19 protein-coding genes are annotated in these 20,940 nt (G+C 65.1%); 5 read left to right on the top strand and 14 right to left on the bottom strand.

Annotated features, from left to right (window positions below):
• Positions 1 to 26 precede the first annotated feature (26 nt).
• Both ileS and yidD read right to left on the bottom strand, forming a co-directional pair.
• Positions 27 to 3,218 carry an isoleucine--tRNA ligase gene (ileS, locus tag ACS8YF_RS14180; RefSeq protein ID WP_440850796.1) on the bottom strand — a complete coding sequence of 1,064 codons (3,192 nt, stop codon included), beginning with the start codon at positions 3,216 to 3,218 and terminating at the stop codon, positions 27 to 29.
• A gap of 182 nt (positions 3,219 to 3,400) precedes the next feature.
• Positions 3,401 to 3,670, bottom strand: a complete 270-nt coding sequence (gene yidD / locus ACS8YF_RS14175) for a membrane protein insertion efficiency factor YidD (RefSeq protein WP_440850828.1) — start codon at positions 3,668 to 3,670, stop codon at positions 3,401 to 3,403.
• Positions 3,671 to 3,776: 106 nt separating this feature from the next.
• Between yidD and ACS8YF_RS14170 the strand changes: the two genes are divergently transcribed.
• Entirely contained in the window at positions 3,777 to 4,193 is a 417-nt protein-coding gene (locus ACS8YF_RS14170) for a SufE family protein (protein WP_440850795.1), read from the top strand.
• A gap of 93 nt (positions 4,194 to 4,286) precedes the next feature.
• Here ACS8YF_RS14170 and ACS8YF_RS14165 read toward each other — a convergent pair whose 3' ends face one another.
• The 3 genes from ACS8YF_RS14165 to ACS8YF_RS14155 all read right to left on the bottom strand — a co-directional run bounded on the left by ACS8YF_RS14165 (position 4,287) and on the right by ACS8YF_RS14155 (position 6,555).
• Positions 4,287 to 4,967 (bottom strand): ZapG family protein, encoded by a 681-nt coding sequence (locus ACS8YF_RS14165; RefSeq protein ID WP_440850794.1) that lies wholly within the window; start codon positions 4,965 to 4,967, stop codon positions 4,287 to 4,289.
• Positions 4,968 to 5,298: 331 nt separating this feature from the next.
• Complete coding sequence (locus tag ACS8YF_RS14160; protein ID WP_440850793.1) at positions 5,299 to 5,712, bottom strand: CoA-binding protein; 414 nt, start codon at positions 5,710 to 5,712, stop codon at positions 5,299 to 5,301.
• Positions 5,713 to 6,555: a hypothetical protein gene (locus ACS8YF_RS14155; protein ID WP_440850792.1), complete on the bottom strand. Its 843-nt coding sequence runs from the start codon at positions 6,553 to 6,555 to the stop codon at positions 5,713 to 5,715.
• A 62-nt stretch (positions 6,556 to 6,617) separates the two neighbouring features.
• On the opposite strand from ACS8YF_RS14155, the gene ACS8YF_RS14150 reads away from it, so the two are divergent.
• Positions 6,618 to 7,106, top strand: a complete 489-nt coding sequence (locus ACS8YF_RS14150) for a hypothetical protein (RefSeq protein WP_440850827.1) — start codon at positions 6,618 to 6,620, stop codon at positions 7,104 to 7,106.
• A gap of 214 nt (positions 7,107 to 7,320) precedes the next feature.
• Here the strand turns inward: ACS8YF_RS14150 and gpmA are convergent, their stop codons facing one another.
• From gpmA to gor, 4 genes are all read right to left on the bottom strand, one after another.
• Positions 7,321 to 8,070, bottom strand: coding sequence for a 2,3-diphosphoglycerate-dependent phosphoglycerate mutase (gpmA, locus tag ACS8YF_RS14145; RefSeq protein WP_440850791.1), 750 nt, complete (start codon positions 8,068 to 8,070; stop codon positions 7,321 to 7,323).
• A 145-nt stretch (positions 8,071 to 8,215) separates the two neighbouring features.
• Positions 8,216 to 8,629, bottom strand: coding sequence for a 3D domain-containing protein (locus tag ACS8YF_RS14140; protein ID WP_440850790.1), 414 nt, complete (start codon positions 8,627 to 8,629; stop codon positions 8,216 to 8,218).
• A gap of 42 nt (positions 8,630 to 8,671) precedes the next feature.
• On the bottom strand, positions 8,672 to 9,562 hold the full coding sequence (locus ACS8YF_RS14135; protein ID WP_440850789.1) for an alpha/beta hydrolase: 891 nt from the start codon (positions 9,560 to 9,562) through the stop codon (positions 8,672 to 8,674).
• Positions 9,559 to 10,908: a glutathione-disulfide reductase gene (gene gor, locus ACS8YF_RS14130; protein ID WP_440850788.1), complete on the bottom strand. Its 1,350-nt coding sequence runs from the start codon at positions 10,906 to 10,908 to the stop codon at positions 9,559 to 9,561. The genes ACS8YF_RS14135 and gor overlap by 4 nt, the downstream gene beginning before the upstream one ends.
• A 141-nt stretch (positions 10,909 to 11,049) precedes the next feature.
• Between gor and ACS8YF_RS14125 the strand changes: the two genes are divergently transcribed.
• Positions 11,050 to 13,131 carry a M3 family metallopeptidase gene (locus ACS8YF_RS14125; RefSeq protein WP_440850787.1) on the top strand — a complete coding sequence of 694 codons (2,082 nt, stop codon included), beginning with the start codon at positions 11,050 to 11,052 and terminating at the stop codon, positions 13,129 to 13,131.
• A gap of 39 nt (positions 13,132 to 13,170) precedes the next feature.
• Here ACS8YF_RS14125 and ACS8YF_RS14120 read toward each other — a convergent pair whose 3' ends face one another.
• Positions 13,171 to 13,650 carry a DUF1499 domain-containing protein gene (locus ACS8YF_RS14120; protein WP_440850786.1) on the bottom strand — a complete coding sequence of 160 codons (480 nt, stop codon included), beginning with the start codon at positions 13,648 to 13,650 and terminating at the stop codon, positions 13,171 to 13,173.
• 86 nt (positions 13,651 to 13,736) lie between these two features.
• On the opposite strand from ACS8YF_RS14120, the gene xth reads away from it, so the two are divergent.
• Entirely contained in the window at positions 13,737 to 14,516 is a 780-nt protein-coding gene (gene xth / locus ACS8YF_RS14115) for an exodeoxyribonuclease III (protein ID WP_440850785.1), read from the top strand.
• A 20-nt stretch (positions 14,517 to 14,536) separates the two neighbouring features.
• Here the strand turns inward: xth and ACS8YF_RS14110 are convergent, their stop codons facing one another.
• Positions 14,537 to 15,487, bottom strand: coding sequence for a Gfo/Idh/MocA family protein (locus ACS8YF_RS14110; RefSeq protein ID WP_440850784.1), 951 nt, complete (start codon positions 15,485 to 15,487; stop codon positions 14,537 to 14,539).
• 313 nt (positions 15,488 to 15,800) lie between these two features.
• Between ACS8YF_RS14110 and ACS8YF_RS14105 the strand changes: the two genes are divergently transcribed.
• Positions 15,801 to 17,612 (top strand): EAL domain-containing protein, encoded by a 1,812-nt coding sequence (locus ACS8YF_RS14105; RefSeq protein WP_440850783.1) that lies wholly within the window; start codon positions 15,801 to 15,803, stop codon positions 17,610 to 17,612.
• A 329-nt stretch (positions 17,613 to 17,941) separates the two neighbouring features.
• Here ACS8YF_RS14105 and ACS8YF_RS14100 read toward each other — a convergent pair whose 3' ends face one another.
• From ACS8YF_RS14100 to ACS8YF_RS14090, 3 genes are all read right to left on the bottom strand, one after another.
• Positions 17,942 to 18,832, bottom strand: a complete 891-nt coding sequence (locus ACS8YF_RS14100) for a CHAD domain-containing protein (protein ID WP_440850782.1) — start codon at positions 18,830 to 18,832, stop codon at positions 17,942 to 17,944.
• A 29-nt stretch (positions 18,833 to 18,861) separates the two neighbouring features.
• On the bottom strand, positions 18,862 to 19,056 hold the full coding sequence (locus ACS8YF_RS14095; RefSeq protein ID WP_440850781.1) for a hypothetical protein: 195 nt from the start codon (positions 19,054 to 19,056) through the stop codon (positions 18,862 to 18,864).
• 367 nt (positions 19,057 to 19,423) lie between these two features.
• Positions 19,424 to 20,940 (bottom strand): multicopper oxidase family protein (locus ACS8YF_RS14090; protein ID WP_440850780.1); only part of this gene is annotated, 1,517 nt, incomplete at its 5' end.

Genomic DNA, 20,940 nt, shown 5'->3' with positions numbered 1-20,940 from the left:
GTGGAAGTTGTTCGTGTATCTCGTTGCTAGCACTCGCGCGTCAGCGCCATTGCCAGCTTGCTGTCGCCGACCTCGAAATCGGCCCGGACATCGCCGGCCGGCGTCTCGGCCGTCGCCATCGTGCGCGCCAGCGTCTCGCGCGCGATCCAGTCGCCGTGCGCGGCGATCGCCGCCGCCAACGTATCGTTTCCGGCGCGGTATTCCACCCGGATGCGATCGGCGACGTGAAATTCCGCCTGCTTGCGCAGCCGCTGAATACGGTTCACGACTTCGCGCGCCAGCCCACGCTGGATCAGCGAATCGGTAAGTGTACTATCAAGTGCCACGGTAACGCCATCCTCGCGACCGACCAGCCAGCCTTCGACGCCTTCGGCGGAAACCAGCAGATCGCCCTCGCCCAGCGCCACAGCCTCGCCGTCGGCGGTCACGGTCAGTGCGTTGTCGCGCAGATAGGCCGCGATCGCGTCGTCGTCCAGCTCGGCCACGGCAGCGGCCACCGCCTTCATCTTCTTGCCCAGGCGCTTGCCGAGCTGCTTGAAGTTGGGCTTGGCCTGGCGCTTGACCAGGTCGCCTTCGCCGGCGACATATTCGATGGCATCGACGTTGACCTCGTCGCGCACGATGGCGGCCACGGCTTCCACGTCGGCCCGTGCCACGCCCGGCTCCTCGACCACGAGAATCCGCGCCACCGGCTGGCGCACGTTCAGCCCGGCCTCGTTGCGCAGGGCCAGCGTATTGGCCACGATCGCTCGCGCCAGCGCCATGCGTCGTTCGAGATCGGTGTCGGTCGCGGCCAGATCGGGCGTCGGGAAATCGGCCAGATGCACCGAGGCCCGCGCGTCTTCCTGCGCGGCCAGCTGGCTGTACAGCCAGTCGGCGAAGAACGGCGCGATCGGCGCCATCATCGCGGCCGTATCACGCAGACAGGTCAGCGTGGTGTGGTAGGCGGCGCGCTTGTCGGCCACCGCGGCGTCGCTGGCGTTGTCGTTCGCATCGGCACGTGCGCCGGCCCAGAAACGGGCCCGGGAGCGGCGGATGTACCAGTTCGACAGCGCATCGATGAAACGCTCTACCGCACGCGCGGCCCGCGTCGGGTTGTAGTCGTCGAGCGCGGCCGCGGCCTCCGCGGCGGTGGACTGCAGTCGCGACAGGATCCAGCGATCCAGTTCGGGACGCTCCGCCACGGCCGGCGCCGGCGTATCGGCCGTGAAGCCGTCGATGTTGGCGTAGGTGGCAAAGAACGAGTAGACATTCTCCAGCGTGCCGAACACCTTGGTGCGCGTCTCGCGCAGGCCGCGGTCGGCGTACTTGGTGTTGTCCCAGGGCGGGCTGTTGGACAGCATGTACCAGCGGATGACGTCGGCGCCGTGCGTATCCAGGGCCTCGAACGGATCGACCGTGTTGCCCTTGGACTTGGACATCTTCTCGCCGTTGGCGTCCAGCAGCAGGCCGTTGACGATGACGTTCTTGTAGGCCGGCGAGTCCTGGATCAGCGTGCCGATGGCATGCAACGAGTAGAACCAGCCGCGGGTCTGGTCCACGCCCTCGCAGATGAAGTCGGCCGGGAAGTTCGCCTCGAAGATTTCCTTGTTTTCGAACGGGTAGTGCCACTGCGCGAACGGCATGGCGCCCGAATCGAACCAGACGTCGATGATTTCGGGCACGCGCCGCATGGTGCCGCCATCGGCGGCGGTCCAGGTGATTTGATCGACTTGCGGCTTGTGCAGATCGAGGCTGTCGTCGTCGGCAACCTGATCGCCCGCATATTTCCGCAGCTCGGTTATCGAGCCGATCACGACGATATCGTCCGGGTTGTTGTCGTTCACCCAGATCGGCAGCGGCGTGCCCCAGTAACGATGCCGGGACAGCGCCCAGTCGACGTTGTTGGCCAGCCAGTCGCCGAAGCGGCCGGTACCGACATGCGGCGGATGCCAATGAATCCGGTTGTTGTACTCGACCAGCTTGTCCTTGTGTTTCTGGGTCGCCACGAACCAGGACTCGACCGGGTAGTTCATCAAGGGCGTGCCCTTGCGCCAGTCGTGCGGGTAGTTGTGGACCGTGACCTGTTGACTGAAAAGCAGGCCGCGCTGCTTGAGATCGCGCGCGATCGGCTTGTCGGCATCCTTGAACCACAGCCCGCCAACCAGCGGGAAATCCTCGCGGAAACGCCCGTCGCGCTCGATCGGGTTGAACACCGGCATGCCGGCGGCCGCGGTGACGGTGAAGTCGTCCGCACCAAAGGCCGGCGCCTCGTGCGCGATGCCAGTGCCGTCGTCGGTGGTGATGAAGTCGGCCGCGATCACGCGCCAGGCGTTGTGCGCCTCGGGATGATCGGCGAAACAATCGTAGGGCGGGGTGTAACGGCGGCCGATCAGCGCATCGGCGCCAAACGTCTCGAGGATCTCGGCGTTCTCGCCGAGCGTCGCGGCCACGCACGCCTTCGCCAGGATATAGACCGAGCCGTCCTCGGCGCGCGCCCTGGCATATTCGATGTTCGGGCCCACAGCCAGGGCTACGTTGGACGGCATCGTCCAGGGCGTGGTGGTCCAGGCCAGGATCGCGACATCCGGCTCGTCCTCGAGGAAGAACTTTACCGTGATCGACGGGTCCTGCACTTCCTTGTAGCCGAGGCTGACCTCATGCGAGGACAGCACCGTACCCGAGCCCGGCGAGTACCAGTGAATCTTGTGGCCCTTGTAGAGCAGGCCCTTGTCATGCAGCTGCTTGAGCAGCCACCAGACCGATTCGATGTATTCGTTGGAGAAGGTGACATACGGCGCATCGAGATCGACCCAGTAGCCGATCCGACGGGTGAGTTCGTCCCACTGATTCTTGTAGCGCAGCACCGACTCGCGACAGGCGGCGTTGTACTTGTCGATGCCGTAGGCCTCGATGTCCTCGCGCGAGGACAGCCCCAGTTCCTTCTCGACCTCGATCTCCACCGGCAGGCCGTGCGTATCCCAGCCGGCCTTTCGATCCACGCGATAGCCGCGCATGGTCTTGTAGCGGCAGAACGCATCCTTGATGGTGCGCCCGAGCACGTGGTGAATACCCGGCCGGCCGTTGGCCGTGGGCGGGCCTTCGTAGAAAGTGAAGGTCGGGCCGTTAGCGCGCGCGGCCGTGCTGGCCTCGAATACGCCGGCGTCCTCCCACCAGCGCCGGATCTCGGTCTCGACCGCCGGCAGGTTCAGGGGTTTGTGCTCGGAAAAACCGCTCATGGCTCAACGTACTGGTAGAAAACGAGAACAAAGACGGGCGCGGCGCACGAAGGCCCGACCGCTTGATTTCAAATCGGACGCGCCGCTGGCCGTGCCGGCCAACATCGCTCGCCAAAACCTACAGAGCGCGACACTATAAACCCTGCCGCTCGCGCATGCATCGCCGGACGTCTTGCCGGGCCTCAACCGTCGCCGTGGTGATGCTCGTGGCCCGCGTGCCCGGCGCGCGGCGGAACCGGATCGAAGCCGCCTTCGTTGAGCGGATGACAACGCGTGACTCGGCGGATCGCCAGCCAACTGCCGCGAATCGGGCCGTGGCGCGACAGCGCGGTCAGCGCGTATTCCGAGCAGGTCGGCGCAAACCGGCAGCGCGGGCCGAGCAACGGCGAAATCGCATAGCGATAGAACAGGATCGGCGCCCGCAACAGCGCTACCACCAGCCGGCCGATCATGGCCTTCGATTGTCTAGCAATGCGGCGTAGATGCATGGTTCAAGCTTGACTGACCGGTTTTCCGGCCCAACCTTGTAGCGATAGTTCTCGTCAACGACATTACGCCATGGATGACCGCGTCGAACAGCTCAAGACCACTTTCGAGATGCTGCCGGACTGGGAAGAGCGTTACCGCTACATCATCGACCTGGGGCGCAAGCTTGAGCCGCTCGAGGACGCCGAACGCAACGAAGCGACCCGGGTGCGTGGCTGCATGAGCCAGGTCTGGCTGGTGGCCGACGACGCCGATGACGACAAACTGCATTTCCGCGGTGACTCGGATGCCCATATCGTACGCGGCCTGATCGGCGTGCTGTTGATGATCTATTCCGACAAGACGCCGCGCGAGATCGCCGAAACCGATATCAACCAGATCTTCGCCGATCTCAACCTTGAGCAGCACATCACCATGAATCGCCGCAACGGCCTGTATTCCATGGTGGAAACGATCCAGCGTTCGGCGGCGCATCGGCTCTCGTCCTGAGGCGACCCGATGGTGTCCGATAGCGATCGAATGCGCCATCGCGACGCCTGACCCGGCCGGGCTCGCGCAACCGCCCGGCCATTTCGAGGCCGGCTATTTGCCCTTGTTCGCGCTGCCGATGGGCACATGCCGGGCCTGGTCCGACCTGGGCTCGGCGGACGAGGCGGCCTGCCCTCCTCCGTTGGCCGGCGCGGATCGAGCACCGGCCCCGCCGGTCGAGGTCTTGCTATCGGCCGCGTTGGCGGCCGGCTTCTGTTCCCCGCCAGCGGCAGCGCTCGCGCCGTTGGGCTTTTTCGTGGCATGGCCCCCCGCACCGCCCGACTGGGACGGCGATGTAGCGGCGGGTTTGCTCGCCGCCGCAGCCGTCTTGCCCGCCGTGTTCGAATCGTTGGCACCGGCCGCCGGCTTGTCGCCCTTGTCGCCGCCACGCGCGGCGGCGCTCTTTTCACTCGCGCTGCTCTGGGTGATCTTCTCCGGCGAAGGCGGCGGTGCGACCATCTTCTCGTCGCTCAGGTCCGCCAGTTTCTGCGCGCCCTCCGACATGTGTTGATACATGTCGCGGTAGTCGTCGACCATGCGCGACATGATCGCCGAGGTCTGCTGGAAATGCTCGCGCACATCGGCCCTTAGATCATCGTGCTTCTGCTTTTCCCTGTCCGCGGCCTCGTTGTAGTCGCTGCCGGCACGGCTGCCGACGAGATAGCCGATGACCAGCGCGATGACCACGCAGACGGCGAGAATGATGATCATGACTACCGGGCTCAGATTCGCCATATTGCGCATCTCCTGGGATTTCGAATTCGGACTATCCACACCATAGTGGTCGGCTCGCTGAACGCCGACAAGGCGACAACAGTCGCAGCCGGGCTCAGCCCGCCGCACCGCCGAGGCATCCACGACGCAAGATTCGTGCAACAAGCCGCGGGGCCAGGCGAACAACGCCGGCGGCCAACCATCATGCCCTCACCCATCCATGCCGCGCCCTCGTTGCAAGCGAGGGCCTGGATGGCGCGTAATTGCCGGGCAGGCAAGGCGCCTTCGAGGACCGTATCAGGAAATACGGGGCAGAGCCGCAACGCGGCGTTGCGTGAAGCGGCAACAGGCCCTAGCCGAGCAGCCGGTTGAATTCCTTGTACATGCACCGGTCCATGATCACGTGGATGCCGTGTGCAGCCGCTTCGCGCGCTGCTTCGTGATGCACCACGCCTTCCTGTAGCCACAGGTTGCGTACGCCTTTCTCGATGCACAACTCCACGATCGACGGCACATGCCGCGGATCGCGAAACACCGTGACCATATTGATGGTATCGGTAACGTATTTGAGATCGGTAAACGCCTTCAGCCCGAGAATGCGGTCGGCGTTCGGATTGACCGGGATGATCTCGTAACCGGCTTCCATCATGCCCTTGGCCACGGCGTACGACGGACGGCTCGGATCGGGCGAGAGTCCGACGACGGCGATACGACGAGCCTGGGCCAGAATTTCTCGGATGCTGACGTCGTCTGTGATTATCGGCACTTATTGATCCTTTGTCTTTGAAGCCTCCGGAATACTCCGGCCCGCCGCTTCGAGCGTCTTTCCGATGCACTGCACGAGCGTCGCGTTGACCCAGACCATGGCGGGTCGGTGCTGGAGAGCGGCGTAGCGCTCGAGCGTATCGGTGCCCACATCGCGATAGACATAGAGCAGCATCAGCGGCAGCCGCTGCTCCAACTTGCGGCGGAGCCCTTTCCTCGTATCCGACAGGATACGCTGAATTTGTGTTTCGTCGACCCGCCCGGACGGGCCGAGTGCGAGATTGCGCGCCCGGATCATGGCGCCCAGCAGGGTCACGTTAAAGCGCGTCTGCAGATCCGCCAGCCGCATGTCGCCGGCGAGTTGGTCAACGAGGCGCAACCGCCGCTTTCGCTGATGACCGGCCGGCTTGTCCGTGAATTGCTTGAAACCGCGGGCGAATCCCGGCTGGCCCACCTTGCGCCGGAGCGCGATCATCTTTCGCGCCAGCGGCTTGTCCAGCCATTCGGCCGCCCGCGCGAGATCGCGAGTCCGGCCCTGGTCGCGTGCCGACTTCGCCAGGCGGCGGATGGTCTGTTCGACCAAAGGCGAGGGTGCAAAGGCCCGATTCACCCGACGATCCACTTGCTGGCGCCGGCCCAGCGCAACCGACTGCGGCAGATTGCGATTGAGCGACCCCGACACCGCGGGCGCGGCCTGGGCCAGCAGTCCCGAGACCTGATACACCGACACCAGATGCCGCGCGGCCGCCCGATCCGTGCGCCCCGAATGCAACGCGCACCCTGCGACAACCAACGCCAACGCAAGCAATGAGCCGATGAGATAGCATCGGCGCGCCCCTTTCATTTGCGACTCGTGCCGTGAACAATCCCGAGACTGTACGCGAACGCCCGGCGCCGACCGCCCATATCACCCGTGTCGACGGGATCGGGACCGAGACGCTGCGCCAGCTGTTGGCCGACTTTCAGCTCAGCGTCACCGAGGTCCCGCTCGACGCCCCGATCCCCGGCAGCTTCTGGGGCGAGGCCGAAGCCGGGTTGCAGGGCGATACGCTGCTGGTGCGCCCCGACACCCCGTTGCATTCCGCGTTGCACGAGGCCGGTCACTACGTCTGCATGGACCCGGCACGCCGGGCCTTACTGGATACTGATGCCGGCGGCGACTACGACGAAGAAAACGCCGTGTGCTACTGGCAGATCATGATCTGCGACCGTATCGATGGCATGGACCGGGCCACGATGTGCGCCGACATGGACGCCTGGGGCTATACCTTCCGCCTCGGCAGCGCGGCCGCCTGGTTTGCCGACGACGCCGAGGATGCGCGAGCCTGGCTGATCGCACAGGGCTTGCTGGATGATGCCGCCGATCGACTGCTCTCGGGCCTGCGCGAGGCCTGAGCTCGACTCGGCTGGGCACACCGTAGCCTGGAAACAACAGTCCGCCAATTCACGCAATCGCCGCAACTAGCGGCGAACGCAAATAACACAGCCAGCAAAACCAGTGATCCCGGCGGGCCATGGCGTGGCTATTGGTCCGCGTTCTAGCTGTCGTTTATTTGCATTAATTCGCGTTCATTTGCGGACGGTTTACGTCTTCTCACACGATCCGGGGCTACTTGCCCTTGGCCTGATCGGCCACGGCCTTGGCGGCTTTCTCGGCCGCGTCGGCATCGCCGAGATAGCCCGATTCAATGACGTTCAGCTCGTCGTCGAGCTGGTAGCGCAACGGGATGCCGGTGGGGATATTCAGACCGGTGATTTCATCGTCGGCAATGCCGTCGAGATACTTCACCAGCGCCCGCAGGCTGTTGCCGTGGGCGGCGACCAGCACGTCGTCGCCGGCTTTCAGACGGGGCGCAATGGCATCGTGCCAGTACGGCAGCACGCGCTCGAGCGTCAGCTTGAGGGATTCGGTACCCGGCAGCACGCGGGCGTCGAGCCTGGCATAGCGCGGATCGTTGCGCGGGTGTCCCGGGTCGTCGACGCCCATTTCGGGCGGCGGCGTGTCGTAGCTGCGGCGCCAGATGTGCACCTGATCGTCGCCGTGCTTTTCGGCCGTCTCCGATTTGTCCAGCCCCTGCAGGCCGCCATAATGGCGCTCGTTGAGCCGCCAGTGGCGCTCGACATCCACCCAGGGCTGCTCCATTTCGCTGAGCGCGATCCATAACGTCTTGATCGCACGGGTCAGCACGGAGGTGAAGGCGATATCGAAGCGGATGTTCTCGTCCGCCAGCAGCCTGCCTGCCCGCTTTGCCTCGTCGCGCCCCGTCTCGGTCAGGTCGACATCGACCCATCCGGTGAAGCGATTTTCCAGATTCCACTGACTCTGTCCGTGGCGCAGGAGTACCAGCTGGCCGGCCATGACCTCTCCTTGGATTGTCTTGTCGTCGGAGAGGGCAGATTAACTTAACTGGCAGCATCACGGGTAATGCCGCGCCCATGCCGGCGCCCGCGACGCCGACACAAGCGGGCCGGGGCCCGGCCGCAAATATCGCGCGAGGGCCGGGTCAGCTGTTGCCGTTGTCGGCGTAGAGAATGTGAATATCGTGCTGAATGCCCCAGTCGCGGGCTTTAGCGACATCGTGACCCATATAGATATCGATCTTGTTGGTCCAGCGCGCGGCCATCTTGTCGCGCACGACATACACCCCGGGCAACCCCTGGATTTTCACCTTGGTGCCGTGGGTGAGACCCTTTTTGATCAGATCGCGCGAGACCGCGATCGCGTGCATTCCCGGCTTGAGCACATCGCCCCACGCCGCCACCGACGGGTCGTGCCGGGTGGTCTGGGCGGGCACCGAGTTGTAGGCCGATGCCGCCACGCTCAACGTTTTCCACTCAACGGATTCTGCACTGGCCGCACCACAACTCGTCAGCAGCAGCAAGCCCGCACAGGCAACGGCGCATACCTTTCGGCGCATATCCGGCCCCTCGGCTGTTCTCGAGCGCGGGATTTTACCCAGTCAAGCTGAACAGGGCCTTTCTGCGATATGAAGATTGACGAAATCCGCGATGCGATCGAGCTCGTCGCCGGCCAAGCGAAGCACCCATGCCAGGGGCGCGATCAACATCACGTGATTCACACCCGGATAAATTTTCACTTCGGCCGATCCGCACGCCTGCCTGACCCGGGCGGCCATATTCGTCGTGTTTTTCGGCAACACCGTGGTATCCGCCCCGCCGTGCAGCAACAGCATCGGCGGCTCGTCGCCATTGACGAAATGGATCGGCTGCGTATTCGGCCCATTAAGTTTCGGCGCGAATATCTTCTGCAGAACGGGGTCGGTGATGGGCAGAAAATCGTACGGCCCGGACAGGCCGATGAAGCCCGATAGATCGTGGATCGAAGCACCGGCATCGGCCAGGTATCGTGCATTCGTGGCCAGCATCGCCGCGATCTGCGCGCCGGCCGAATGGCCGGCCACGAACAGATGGCAGGCGTTGCCGCCGTAGGCGCCGATGTGCCGTTTCGTCCAGGCCACGGCGGCGGCGCCGTCATCGATGAAGGCCGGAAATCTGACGTTCGGGTACAACCGGTAATCGGGCAGGACAGCCGTAATGCCCCGCGAGGCCAACGCCTCGCCGACAAAGCGGTAGCCGTTCTTGTTGCCGGTCTGCCAGCTGCCTCCGTAAAAAAACACCACCACCGGGCGGCCGGCGGCGGGCCTGCGCGGTGCGTAGACATCGAGCTTCTGGCGCGGCTGATCGCCATAGGCGATGTTCGAATGCCGGGCGTAGCCCCAGCGCGGTACCAGGGCATTGATCCAGAACTGGCCGGAACAGGCGGCGCGCAGCCCGGTCAGCAGGCCCATGGCCGCCAGGCGCCCGAACAGGGCAGCGCCGGGCCGACTCACGTCATGGTCACGAATTCTTCCGCACTGGTCGGATGAATGGCGACGGTGTCGTCGAAATCGCGCTTGGTGGCGCCCATCTTCACGGCCACGGCAAAGCCCTGGGTCATTTCGTCGGCGCCGTCACCGATGACATGCGCCCCCACGACTTTTTCGTCTTCGCCCACGCAGACCAGCTTCATGTCGGACGGTGTCTTCTCATCGAGCACGCCGTGGTACAGCGCCACGTAGTGACTGGTATAGATCTTCACCGCGCCGTCGCCATAGGCCGCGCGCGCCTCGGCTTCCGACAGGCCGACGGTGCCGATCGGCGGATGGGTGAACACCACGCTCGGAATGTTGTGATAGTTCAGCCGCCGCTCCGGCATGCCGCCGAACAGACGATCGGCGAGGCGCCGCCCGGCCGCGATGGCCACCGGCGTGAGTTCGACGGCGCCGGTCACGTCGCCCAGGGCATGTATGCCTTCGACCGGCGTGTCCTGCCATTCGTCGACCGGCACCGTGCCGTCGGCGTGGAGTTCCAGCCCGGTGTTTTCCAACCCGAGGCCTTCGGTGTTGGGTATGCGCCCGATGGCCCAGATCAGCTCGTCGAAGCCGCCGATCGTGCTGCCATCCTCGAAACGCGCGACGATACCGCCGTCGCCTTCGGCGAGCTCGGCTACCGGGCGCTTCATGTGGATCGCGATACCGGCGGCGCGCATGCGCTCGATCAGCGTCTCGCCGAGCATGGCGTCGAAACCCGCCAGCACGTGATCCTTGCGCAGCAGCAGCGTGACCCGGCTGCCGAGCGCGTTCAGCACGCCGGCCAGTTCGCAGGCGATATAACCGCTGCCGACAATGGCTACCCGCTCGGGGCGCTGCGTCCAGGTGAAAAACCCGTCCGAATCGGTGCCGAGCGCGGCGCCCGGAATCTCGGGCCAGCGCGGCTTGCCGCCGGTAGCGATCAGCACATGCGTCGCACTGATCCGCCGACCATCGACCTCGACCGTCCGGGTATCGACGAAGTGGGCCTCGCCCGCGACGTATTCCACGACGCTCTTGTCGAGATTGCGGTCGTAGATGCCGTTCAGGCGTTTGATGTAGGTTTCGCGGTTGGCCACCAGCGTCGACCAGTCGTGATCGGGCGGCACCGCGTTGAAGCCGTAGTCGTGGGCATGGGCCGCGTGGATGGCGAATTCAGCGGCATGCCACATCACTTTCTTGGGCACGCAGCCGACGTTCACACAGGTGCCACCCAGACGCCCACGCTCGACGAGCACGACTTTCGCACCGTGGGCAGCGGCGCGACGCGCGGTGGCAATACCACCGGAGCCACCGCCGATAACGAGCAGGTCACAAGCCTCGGACATGATCCTTGGTCCATCAATCAATCGAATATCCGCATTGTAGGCACGCCGCCGCAGCCCCGGCCAGCCGCGACCGCGCCCTTGATTGCAGCGGGTTGCACCGCATCATCATGCAATTACCGACAATGGCCCGCGAGGCGATAAATGAGTGCAGTGACTGAAGCCGCCGACAATCCGCTCCTCGATATGCTGGCAACCGGCGAACTGCCGGACTTCGAACAGCTGTCGCCCGAACATGCGGAGCCGGCGATCGATACCCTGATCGCCGAGGCGCAGGCGGCGATCGAGCGCTGCACGACCGATGCCACGGCCAGCGGCTGGGCCGGCCTCATCGCTCCGGTCGAGGACGCCGAAGACCGCCTCGAACGCGCCTTCTCCCCGGTCGCACACATGCACGCGGTGATGGACTCGCCGGAATGGCGCGAGGCCTACCAGACCTGTTTGCCCAAACTGACCGCCTTCTCCTCGGAGGTGGGCCAGAACACGGCGCTTTATGAAGCTATCAAGGCGCTTCGCGATGGCGACGAGTTCGCCAGGCTGGATGCGACCCGGCAGCGCGTAATCACCGATCGCCTGCGCGACTTCGAACTGGCCGGCGTGGCCCTGTCCGAAGACGCCAAGGCGCGCTACAAGGAGATCGCGCAGCGCCTGTCGGCGCTCTCCACCACCTTTGAACAGAATGTGCTGGATGCCACCCAGATCTGGCAGCGGCACATCACCGACCATGCCGCGCTGGAGGGCCTGCCCCAATCCGCGCTCGATCTGCTGGCACAGAACGCGGCCCACAAGGACATGGACGGCTGGCTGATCACCCTCGACGCGCCCAGCTTCCTCGCCGTGCTCACCTATGCCGAGGATCGGGCGCTGCGGCATGCCGTGTACGAAGCCTTCGCCACCCGCGCTTCCGATGCCGGCCCGCATGCCGGCGAATACGACAACTCGCCGGTCATGGACGAGATCCTCGCGCTACGGCACGAAGCCGCCGGCCTGCTCGGATTCGACAACTACGCCGAGCGCTCACTGGCCCGCAAGATGGCCGAATCGCCGGCCCAGATCGAAGCCTTCCTGCTCGATCTGGCCGAGCGCAGCTTCGCGCCCGCCCGCGAGGAACTGGCCGCGCTGCGGGGCCTGGCCGCCGAGGACGGCATCGACGAACTGGCCGCCTGGGACATTGCCTACTATGCCGAAAAACTCAAGGAGGCCCGCTACGACTTCTCCGACGAGGACCTACGGCCCTACTTCCCCGCCCCGGCCGTGATCGACGGCCTGTTCAAGGTCACCCAGCGCCTGTACGACGTGAATATCCACGCCCGTGACGACGTGCCCGTCTATCACCCCGACGTGACCGTCTACGAGATCACCGATGCCGACGGCACCTCGCGGGGGGTGTTCTATCTCGACCCGTATGCCCGCGAAGGCAAGCGCGGCGGCGCCTGGATGCATCCATTCCAGAACCGGCGCGTCATGGACGACGGCGGCGTGCAGAAACCGCTGGCGTTTCTCACCTGCAACTTCTCGCCGCCGGTCGGCGACAAGCCGGCGCTGCTCACCCACGACGAAGTCACCACCCTGTTCCACGAGTTCGGCCACGGCCTCCACCACATGCTCACGCGCGTGGCGCGGCCGTCGCTGGCCGGCATCTCCGGCGTGGAATGGGACGCGGTCGAACTGCCCAGCCAGTTCATGGAGAACTGGTGCTGGTACCGCGAATCACTCGACCTGTTCGCGGCTCACTACGAGACCGGCGAGCCCGTCCCGCAGGCGCTGTTCGACAAGCTCGCAGCGGCCCGCAACCACATGGCCGGCTGGCAGATGCTGCGCCAGGTAGAGATCTCGCTGTTCGACCTGCGCCTGCATCGCGACTTCGACCCCGAGCAGGGTGCCGCCGTGATGGACACGCTCAACCAGGTGCGCGCCGAGGTATCCCTGCTGCCCGCGCCCGAGTTCAATCGCTTCCCGCACAGCTTCATGCACATCTTCGCGGGCGGCTACGCGGCCGGTTACTACAGCTACAAATGGGCCGAAGTGCTATCGGCCGACGCCTTCTCGGCGTTCGAGGAAACCGACCTGTTCGATACTGAAACCGGGCGCCGTTTTCTCACCGAAGTGCTGGAACGCGGCGCCACCCGCGATGCCATGGACAGCTTCGTCGCCTTTCGCGGCCGGGAGCCCTCGATCGACGCGCTGCTGCGCCACAGCGGGCTGGGCGGGCCGAAAGCGGCCTGATCGCAAGCACGCGGGTGCCAGGCCGGATGGCGCCCGCTTTCACATCACCGCACCGACACGCGGCTCGAATGCCTTGCGGATCCGTGCCACCCGATCGCGGTTCACCCCGAAATCGTAGTAGCCGATGCGCGAGGATGATTTGACGTCGATGATCGATTCGGCGGGCTGGATGATGAACGTGACATCGTCCACAAAGCCGAGCGTGGTGGTGAAGGTCGCATGAATGAAACGACCCTCGGCCGCGACGATTCTGGCGTTGCCCTGGCTGGCAAGCACCGCGAGCAGGGCCTGCCTTGCCCGCCCGGCCGACCCCTTGTAGACGAGCGGCATGACGTAGTGCGAATCATCCGGCGCGGCCTGGGACGATACGCAATGCGGCGCGGGGGCACAGGGGGTGAAATGGCTGTTGTCCACCCTGAACCGCTGCGGCGGGCCGGCGGCGCAGCCAGCCAGGCCCGCGGCCATTACAATGGCGACAACGGTCGGTCTGTGGATCAGCTTGTCGAATACACGGGACATGGCGCTCGCTCGTCGCGTTCGAGAGTTTCGATGCTACACCCGCCGCCTCCATTCACCGCCATTCACTGCTGCCGACACGGACGCCCATGCAAATCGCGACCTGGAACGTGAACTCGCTCAACGTGCGCCTGCCGCATGTTACCGCCTGGCTGGAGAAAAATCCGGTCGATGCGCTCGCCCTGCAGGAAACCAAGCTCACCGACGACAAGTTTCCGGTCGAGGCACTCACCGAAGCCGGCTATCACAGTGTCTTCTCGGGCCAGAAGACCTACAACGGCGTGGCCCTGCTGTCGAAAACCCCGGCCACCGACGTCATCACGGCTTTGCCGGACTTCGAGGATGACCACAAGCGCGTGATCGCGGGCACCGTGGACGGCGTGCGCGTGATCGGGGTGTACTGCCCGAACGGCAAGGATCTGGACAACCCGAGCTATGACTACAAGCTGGCCTGGTTCGAAGCCCTGCGCCTGTGGCTCGCGCGCGAACTCGAAAGCCACGACCAACTCGTGCTCACCGGCGACTTCAACGTCGCGCCCCGCCCCGAGGACACCTACGACGCCGACAAGTGGGAAGGCCGTATCCTGTGCTCACCGCCCGAGCGTGCGGCGTTGCAGGCCTTGCTCGACACCGGGCTCACTGATTGCTGGACGGCCTTCGAAGCCGACAAGGAAGGCCGGCATCGCTTTACCTGGTGGGATTATCGCAACGGCGGCTGGGCCCGCAACGCGGGGCTGCGTATCGATCACATTCTGGCTTCGCCGGCGTTGGCGCAAGCCTGTACCGATTGCCGCGCCCACGTCGGCGAACGTGGGCGCAAGCGCCCGTCGGATCACGTGCCGGTCGTGGGTACTTTCGATATCGTTTAAGCGCCTATTCCAACAGGCTCTCAGTAACGGCTCGATTGGGCGACGGCCGCGTTGATGCGCTCCAGTGTTTCGATCACCGTGACCGCGCTCGCGCCGTCCGAACGCGGACGCTGGCGCGTTTTAACGCAATCCAGGAAGTGCGCCAGTTCCAGCCGCAACGGCTGTGCGTCGCCGCGGTGCACGACTTCGCTGCCTTCGTCGTGGTTCTGCAGATCGGCGTCGATCCACTTGCGGTGATGCGTCACGGTCTGGGCCACTTCGTCGTAGACGAGCATGCCGCGTGAGCCGCGCAGCAGGGTGCGCCGCGTGGTCTCGGGCCACAGCCAGGAGGTATGGATATTGCCGCGCATGCCACTGGGGAATTCCAGGTGCACATGGACCTCGTCCTCGACCGCCAGCCCGAGCATGCGATGGCCAGTGCCGCGCACGCGCTCGGGCGCCTCGCCGGTGAGATAGAGCATGATCGCCATATCGTGCACGCCGATATCCCAGATCACGTTCTCCGCGCTGCGGGCACGCCCGAGATTGAGCCGCTCGTGCCGGATCGAGAACAGCTCGCCCAGCTCGCCGGCCTCGACGTACGCCTTGATCCAGGCAATGGCCGGCTGGTACATCAACAGGTGGCCGACCATGAGGATGCGCCCGCCGGCCTCGGCCGCCTGGGCCACTTCGCGCGCATCGTCCGAGCTATGGGTCATCGGCTTTTCGACGAACACATCCTTGCCGGCCCGGACCGCGGCGAGCGCGATCTCGTGATGCGTCGGCGTGGGCGTGGCGATCGCCACCGCATCGCAGTCCGAGGCCAGCGCCGCCTGCCAGTCGGCATACAGGGCAAGTTCGGGATGCGCCGCGGCATAGGCATTGAGGCGCCGGTTATTGCCCTCGACGATACCCGACAACACGCCCAGCGCCTCGAGATTGTTGATGATGTTCTTGCCCCAGGCGCCGGCGCCGATCGCTACGATTTTCATACATGCCCTGACAAACACGAGGGCCCTAGTGTAACGACAGCGTTCGCAATCGGCAGACCGCCGCGTCTCGGGCCCCGCGCCATGGCGCGGCCGGAATCGTCCGGCGCGCCTGCACCGCCGGACGAGCCGCGCCATATGCCGTTGCCGCCGGCGACACGAAACTGCCATATTCAGGTCGTAGCTTGGATCGTTGGTGCCGCTTGCGGCCGGATTAGCGAATATTAATATTTGTTGAATTTTCGCGCATTGACCTCGCCTTTTCCGACCGGCGGTCGATAATGAAGCCGTGAGCCCATGAATCGAGGATTTTCGCGTGACCGCATTCCCCATGGCCTCTGAACTCAAGGACACGACACGCGCAGAGCCCGGTCCACCGAACCCTGCCAACTTTGTCGACCGGCTCGCGCGTCACATCGATTACGCCTTCCAGCCGATCGTCAGCATCAACAGCGGACGCTGTTACGGCGTCGAAGCCCTCATGCGAGGGTGGGAAGACACCGGGGTCAACAGCATCGACGCGGTGCTCGATTTCGCGCATGAACACGACCTGCTGATCGAAACCGACGCCCTGCTCAAGCGCGCCGCGTTCGAAAAATTCAGCAGACTGCCGTTCGGGCGCGATCTGCGCCTGTTCTTCAATATCGACAATCGGCTGTTCAGCAGCGCGGCCTACAATCCCAGACGAACGGTCTGGGCGCTCGAACGCTACAAGCTCCAGCCCTCGTCTGTGGTACTCGAGGTGTCAGAACGCAATCACCTCAACCGCGAGGCGGGCTCCTACCAGGTTCTCGAAAAGTACCGCGACAGCACGGTGCAAATGGCGCTCGACGATTTCGGCACCGGTTTTTCGGGCCTGTCGCTGCTCTACGATACCAACCCCGAATATGTGAAGATCGATCGCTATTTCATTTCCAACATCGACAAGGACCGCCGCAAGAAACTGTTCGTCTCGCATGTGGTGAGCCTCGCCAAGACGCTCGGAATCCGCGTGGTCGCCGAGGGGGTGGAGACCACGGCCGAGCTCTATACCTGTCGCGAGATCGGGTGCGACCTGGCTCAGGGGTATCTCATCCAGCGGCCCACCCGGCAATTGTCGGAACTCAGGCCCGACTATCCGAGCGTGCTCGAAATGCACGCGGCCGACCGGCGCAAGAAACACGAAACCGCGACATCGGTGCACGAGCAGCTCGACCATGCGCCCGCGCTCGATGTGAGCATGAATATGGTCGATATCCTGGATGCCTTCCGCCGCCACCCGGAACGCTCGTTCTTTCCGTTTCTCGGCGAGAACCGCCATCCCATCGGCATCATCCGGGAAACCGAACTCAAGGAATACATCTATTCGCCCTACGGTCGCGACCTGCTGGCGCGAAAACGGCGCGAGGAATATCTTGAACTGTTCGTGCGTCGCTGCCCGGTTGCCGACGTTCACACCGCCATCGACCTCATTCTCGAGCAATATTCGGTGACCCCGAGCCGCGACGGCGTGGTGATCACCGACGACGGCGCCTATCTGGGGGTGCTCAGCGCCGAGGCGCTGGTACTGGCGGTACAGGAACGCAATCTGGAACTGGCGCGCGATCAGAATCCGCTGACCAAGCTGCCCGGCAATCCCTCGATCGAGCGCTTCATCAACGAGCTCAAGGTCAGCGACTGTCGCACCGCGCTGCTGTATTTCGATCTCGATAATTTCAAGGTCTTCAACGACGCCTACGGCTTTCGCCTGGGCGATCGCGTGCTGCGCATGTTCGCCGAGATCCTGCAGAAGAATTTCGCGATGCTCGGCGCATTCATCGGGCATATCGGCGGCGACGATTTCTTCGTGGCGGTACAGGACGAACCCTATCCGGTGATCGCCCAGACCGCGCGCCACGTACTCGACGATTTCCGCTCCAGTGCCGAATCCCTGTATAGCGAAGGGGATCGCCAGGCCGGGTATCTGGTCGGGCTGGACCGGCGCGGCCGCCGAACCGAATTCCCCTTGCTCTCGGCCAGCAGCGCCCTGCTGAGTGTGGACCGGCATACGCGCGACCGCTCGGAATACGCGTTTCTCTCCGTCATCACCCTGCTCAAGGAGCAAGCCAAGCATTACGGCAACACCGTCAGCGCTGCTTCCGCACTCTGAGTCGGGCGGGCGCGGCGCTGTGCGCACAAACCCGAGACGTATCGAGGCGCCGCAGGGCCGAGAACATGGCGACACACGGCGATTCGGCCGGCATCCGACGAGACGCTGTCGGCCGGGCGCGAGGCCCATACGCCGCCGACTTGACTACCGCCCGGCACGGTTTGCGCCACCCCGGCGGTTCGCGTCAGTCGATGCGCGCGACCGGGAAGCCGGCGCTCAGGCCGATCCGGCCGCAGCGTCGGCGCGACATGGCAACTGGCCGCGAACGACGGCCGGGCACACGATCGCAGCAAACGTCGACAGGTCGCGGGCGCGGCCCTGCCGCCGTTTCACGCGCGGCGCCGGGCTTTCCGGTACTGCACCATGCGCTTGCGGAAGGCGCGCTGTTTTTCGGCGAACAGACAACGGCCGAGCGGTTCGCACGCCCGCTGGAGATCGCTTCGTCGACGGTCAATCAGCGTCAGCACGGCCTGCTGGCTGCGATTGTCGGGGTTCGCCTGCCGGCCGGCCTCGACTCGGGCAGCAAGAATCGCGAGGTCGTGCTCGTCGCCAAGCCAATCGGCCAGCCGCTGCAATTCGGATGCGCGAGCCTTCATCGGTCGCGTCCACAGATCACGCAGCAGATCGCAATGATGGCGATGGTATTTCACCTGTTTGCGCCAGTCATGATACGCCTCGGCGGTGGGATTCGCGCAGGCCTGCTTCATGGCGGTACGCGCCCGATCGTAGCTCCGGGCCAGACCGTCAGCGATCACCTCGAAACCGTCGGCGGAAAACCGATACTCGGCCAACGCCGCCCTGGCTTGCGCCAATTCCGCATCCAGTTCGTCGAATACAGCCGACTCGGGGCGCGCGGGCCCGGACTCGCCGCCGGCAGACAGCCGCGGTCGCGCCGGCACATAGTGGCGCCGATCGATTTCGTCGTCGTAGGCATCGAGCAGGCGGTCAAACGTCTCGCCCAGAACCTGGGCATCGCGGGCAGCTGCGACACGGCGCGCCATGTCGCGGAATCGATCGTTCTCGACCCGGAACTGCTTGCCGAGAGCCGGGCGCACCAGCCGAAGCAGGGCGCGTATCTTCTTGCAGCGCTTGCGGAACCGATGCACCGCCTCGGCCGCGTTGTGCGCCGTCAAATCACGGCGGGCCCGGTCGATCTGCTGCCCGAGTACGCGGCGCACATTCGCCGCTACCGGGGCCTCGAGCTGCATCCGGTATGACATGATGACCTCAGACCACAGGCGTCAGGCGGTCAGGAAGCGGCCGACACGCCGGTTTCCGGCACGGGCGGGTTATCGCGCATGGCCTGCCGCCGGGCGTTGGCGTCGTAGCCTTCCTGCCACAGCGCCAGACGCTGGCTTTCTATCGCTTTCGACAGGTCGCAACCACAGGCCGGGCAGGCGACCCGACTGTTGCTTTGCAAAAGCCACCATGCCGAGCGTTCCATGGTGTGCCCACAATTGCGACTCGGACAAGACACGGTCAATATATCGGTCAATCGGCGCATCATGGCCTCCGAAAATTTCGAAACACCCAGCGCCCGCGACCGCCCGCGGGCTGAGCCCGGACCATAAGGCGTACAACGCGTGTCCGGGTGGGTGATATTACGGAGGCCATTCCGTCGTGTCGACGATCTCTTGCGTGCGACCCATCCAACCGGCCACGCAGTGCGGGGGATCGCCCCCTGAGCTTGAGGCGGCAACTCATCCGTCTCAGAGACATCGTCTCAGCGGCATCGTCTGACGGCACCGACGCGCAGCGATTGCGTCACCGATATGTACCGCGCCGCATTCGGCGCGACTGCCACCGCACCGCTATGCAACCACGAATTGCCCCATCATGCCGTTGTCCTCGTGCTCGAGGATATGACAGTGGTACATGTACGCATGCGCAGCATCGGCCGGCTGATCGAATGACGCGATCAGCGCCACGGTCTCGCCGCCGCGCACCAGCACCACATCCTTCCAGCTGCGCTCGTGCGGCGCCGGCGGGCGGCCGTCGCGCGAGCGGATGAGAAACGACGTACCGTGCATGTGGAACGGGTGCGCCATGAGGCTCACGTTGGTGACCTGCCAGACTTCGGTGGCGCCGAGCTTCACGCGGACATTGATCTTGTGCATGTCCATGGTTTCACCGTTGATGGCGAACAGGTCGCGGCCCCCCACGCCCGCACTCATGCCGCCGGGCCCGTTGGCCGCACGCGGGGCGTAGCCGTGGCCGGCCTGCATGCGCGCGAATGCGTCCGAGACGATCATGCCGTTCATGACGAAGCGTCGCGTGGGCCCGTCGGCGTGCAGGCTCGGCTGCTCGACGAGCCGTTCCGGCAGACGCGTGCCGAGCCCTAGCGAGGGGCCGACCCGCAGCTCGAGCAGATCGAAGCCCCGGCGATCGTGGATATCGACCGCCATCGGCGTGCGATACAGATCGGGCACGACCGCGCCGGAGTCGCTCGTGAGCACCACGCGCCGTCCGTCGTCGCCGCGCAGATCGACCAGAATCTGGGCCCGTTCGGCCGGCGCCAGTAGCAGTTGATCGACCGGCGCCGGTTCGGCAAGCAGGCCAGCGTCGCCCGCGATGACGTAGAAGCGCCGGCCGTCAGCGAAGGCGAGATTAATGATTCGGGCGTTCGACGCATTCAGCACGCGCAGGCGCAGCCAGCCCGCGGCCACTTCGGCGTAGGGCTGCTCCACGCCGTTGATAAGAAACCGATCGCCCTTCATGCCCATCACGTCGCGTGCGGCCGTCATGTAGGCGAGCGTGCCGTCAGCGTGGACGCGCCGATCCTGGATCGCGACCGGCAGGTCGTCGATGCCGTAGGTGCGCGGCAACGCCAGCCGCGCGTCCGTATCGTCGTCGATCCAGAGCATGCCGGCCATGCCGGCATACACCTGCGGCCCGGTATAGGCGTGCGGGTGCGGGTGATACCAGAGGGCGGCGGCCGGCTGGGTGAGCGTATAGGTGGCCGTCCAGGTCTGGCCCGGGGCGATCACGCTGTGCGGGCCGCCATCCATGCGCCCGGGCACTTGCGCCCCGTGCCAGTGCAGGGTCGTGGGCTGATCGAGCCCGTTGTGCACATGCAGCGCGACCGGCCGGTGGCGCGGAATACGCAGCGTCGGGCCCAGCCAGGCGCCGTTGTAGCTCCAGGTCGGCGTCTGCACACCGGCCACCAGTTCGCTCGCACCGGGTCTTGCGGCGAGTTGATAATGACGGACACCGGCGGCATCGAGCGCGCCCGTGGCCTGGGCCGGCACCGGCAGCGGGCGTTGGAAAACACCCGCGCCCGGCGGCGCCAGGAGTGGCGCGCCCCAGCCGACCGCACCCGCTCGGGCGG

Source organism: Salinisphaera sp. SWV1, assembly GCF_052044155.1.
Taxonomy (GTDB): domain Bacteria; phylum Pseudomonadota; class Gammaproteobacteria; order Nevskiales; family Salinisphaeraceae; genus Salinisphaera.
This window is presented reverse-complemented; position numbering and strand designations above follow the sequence as displayed.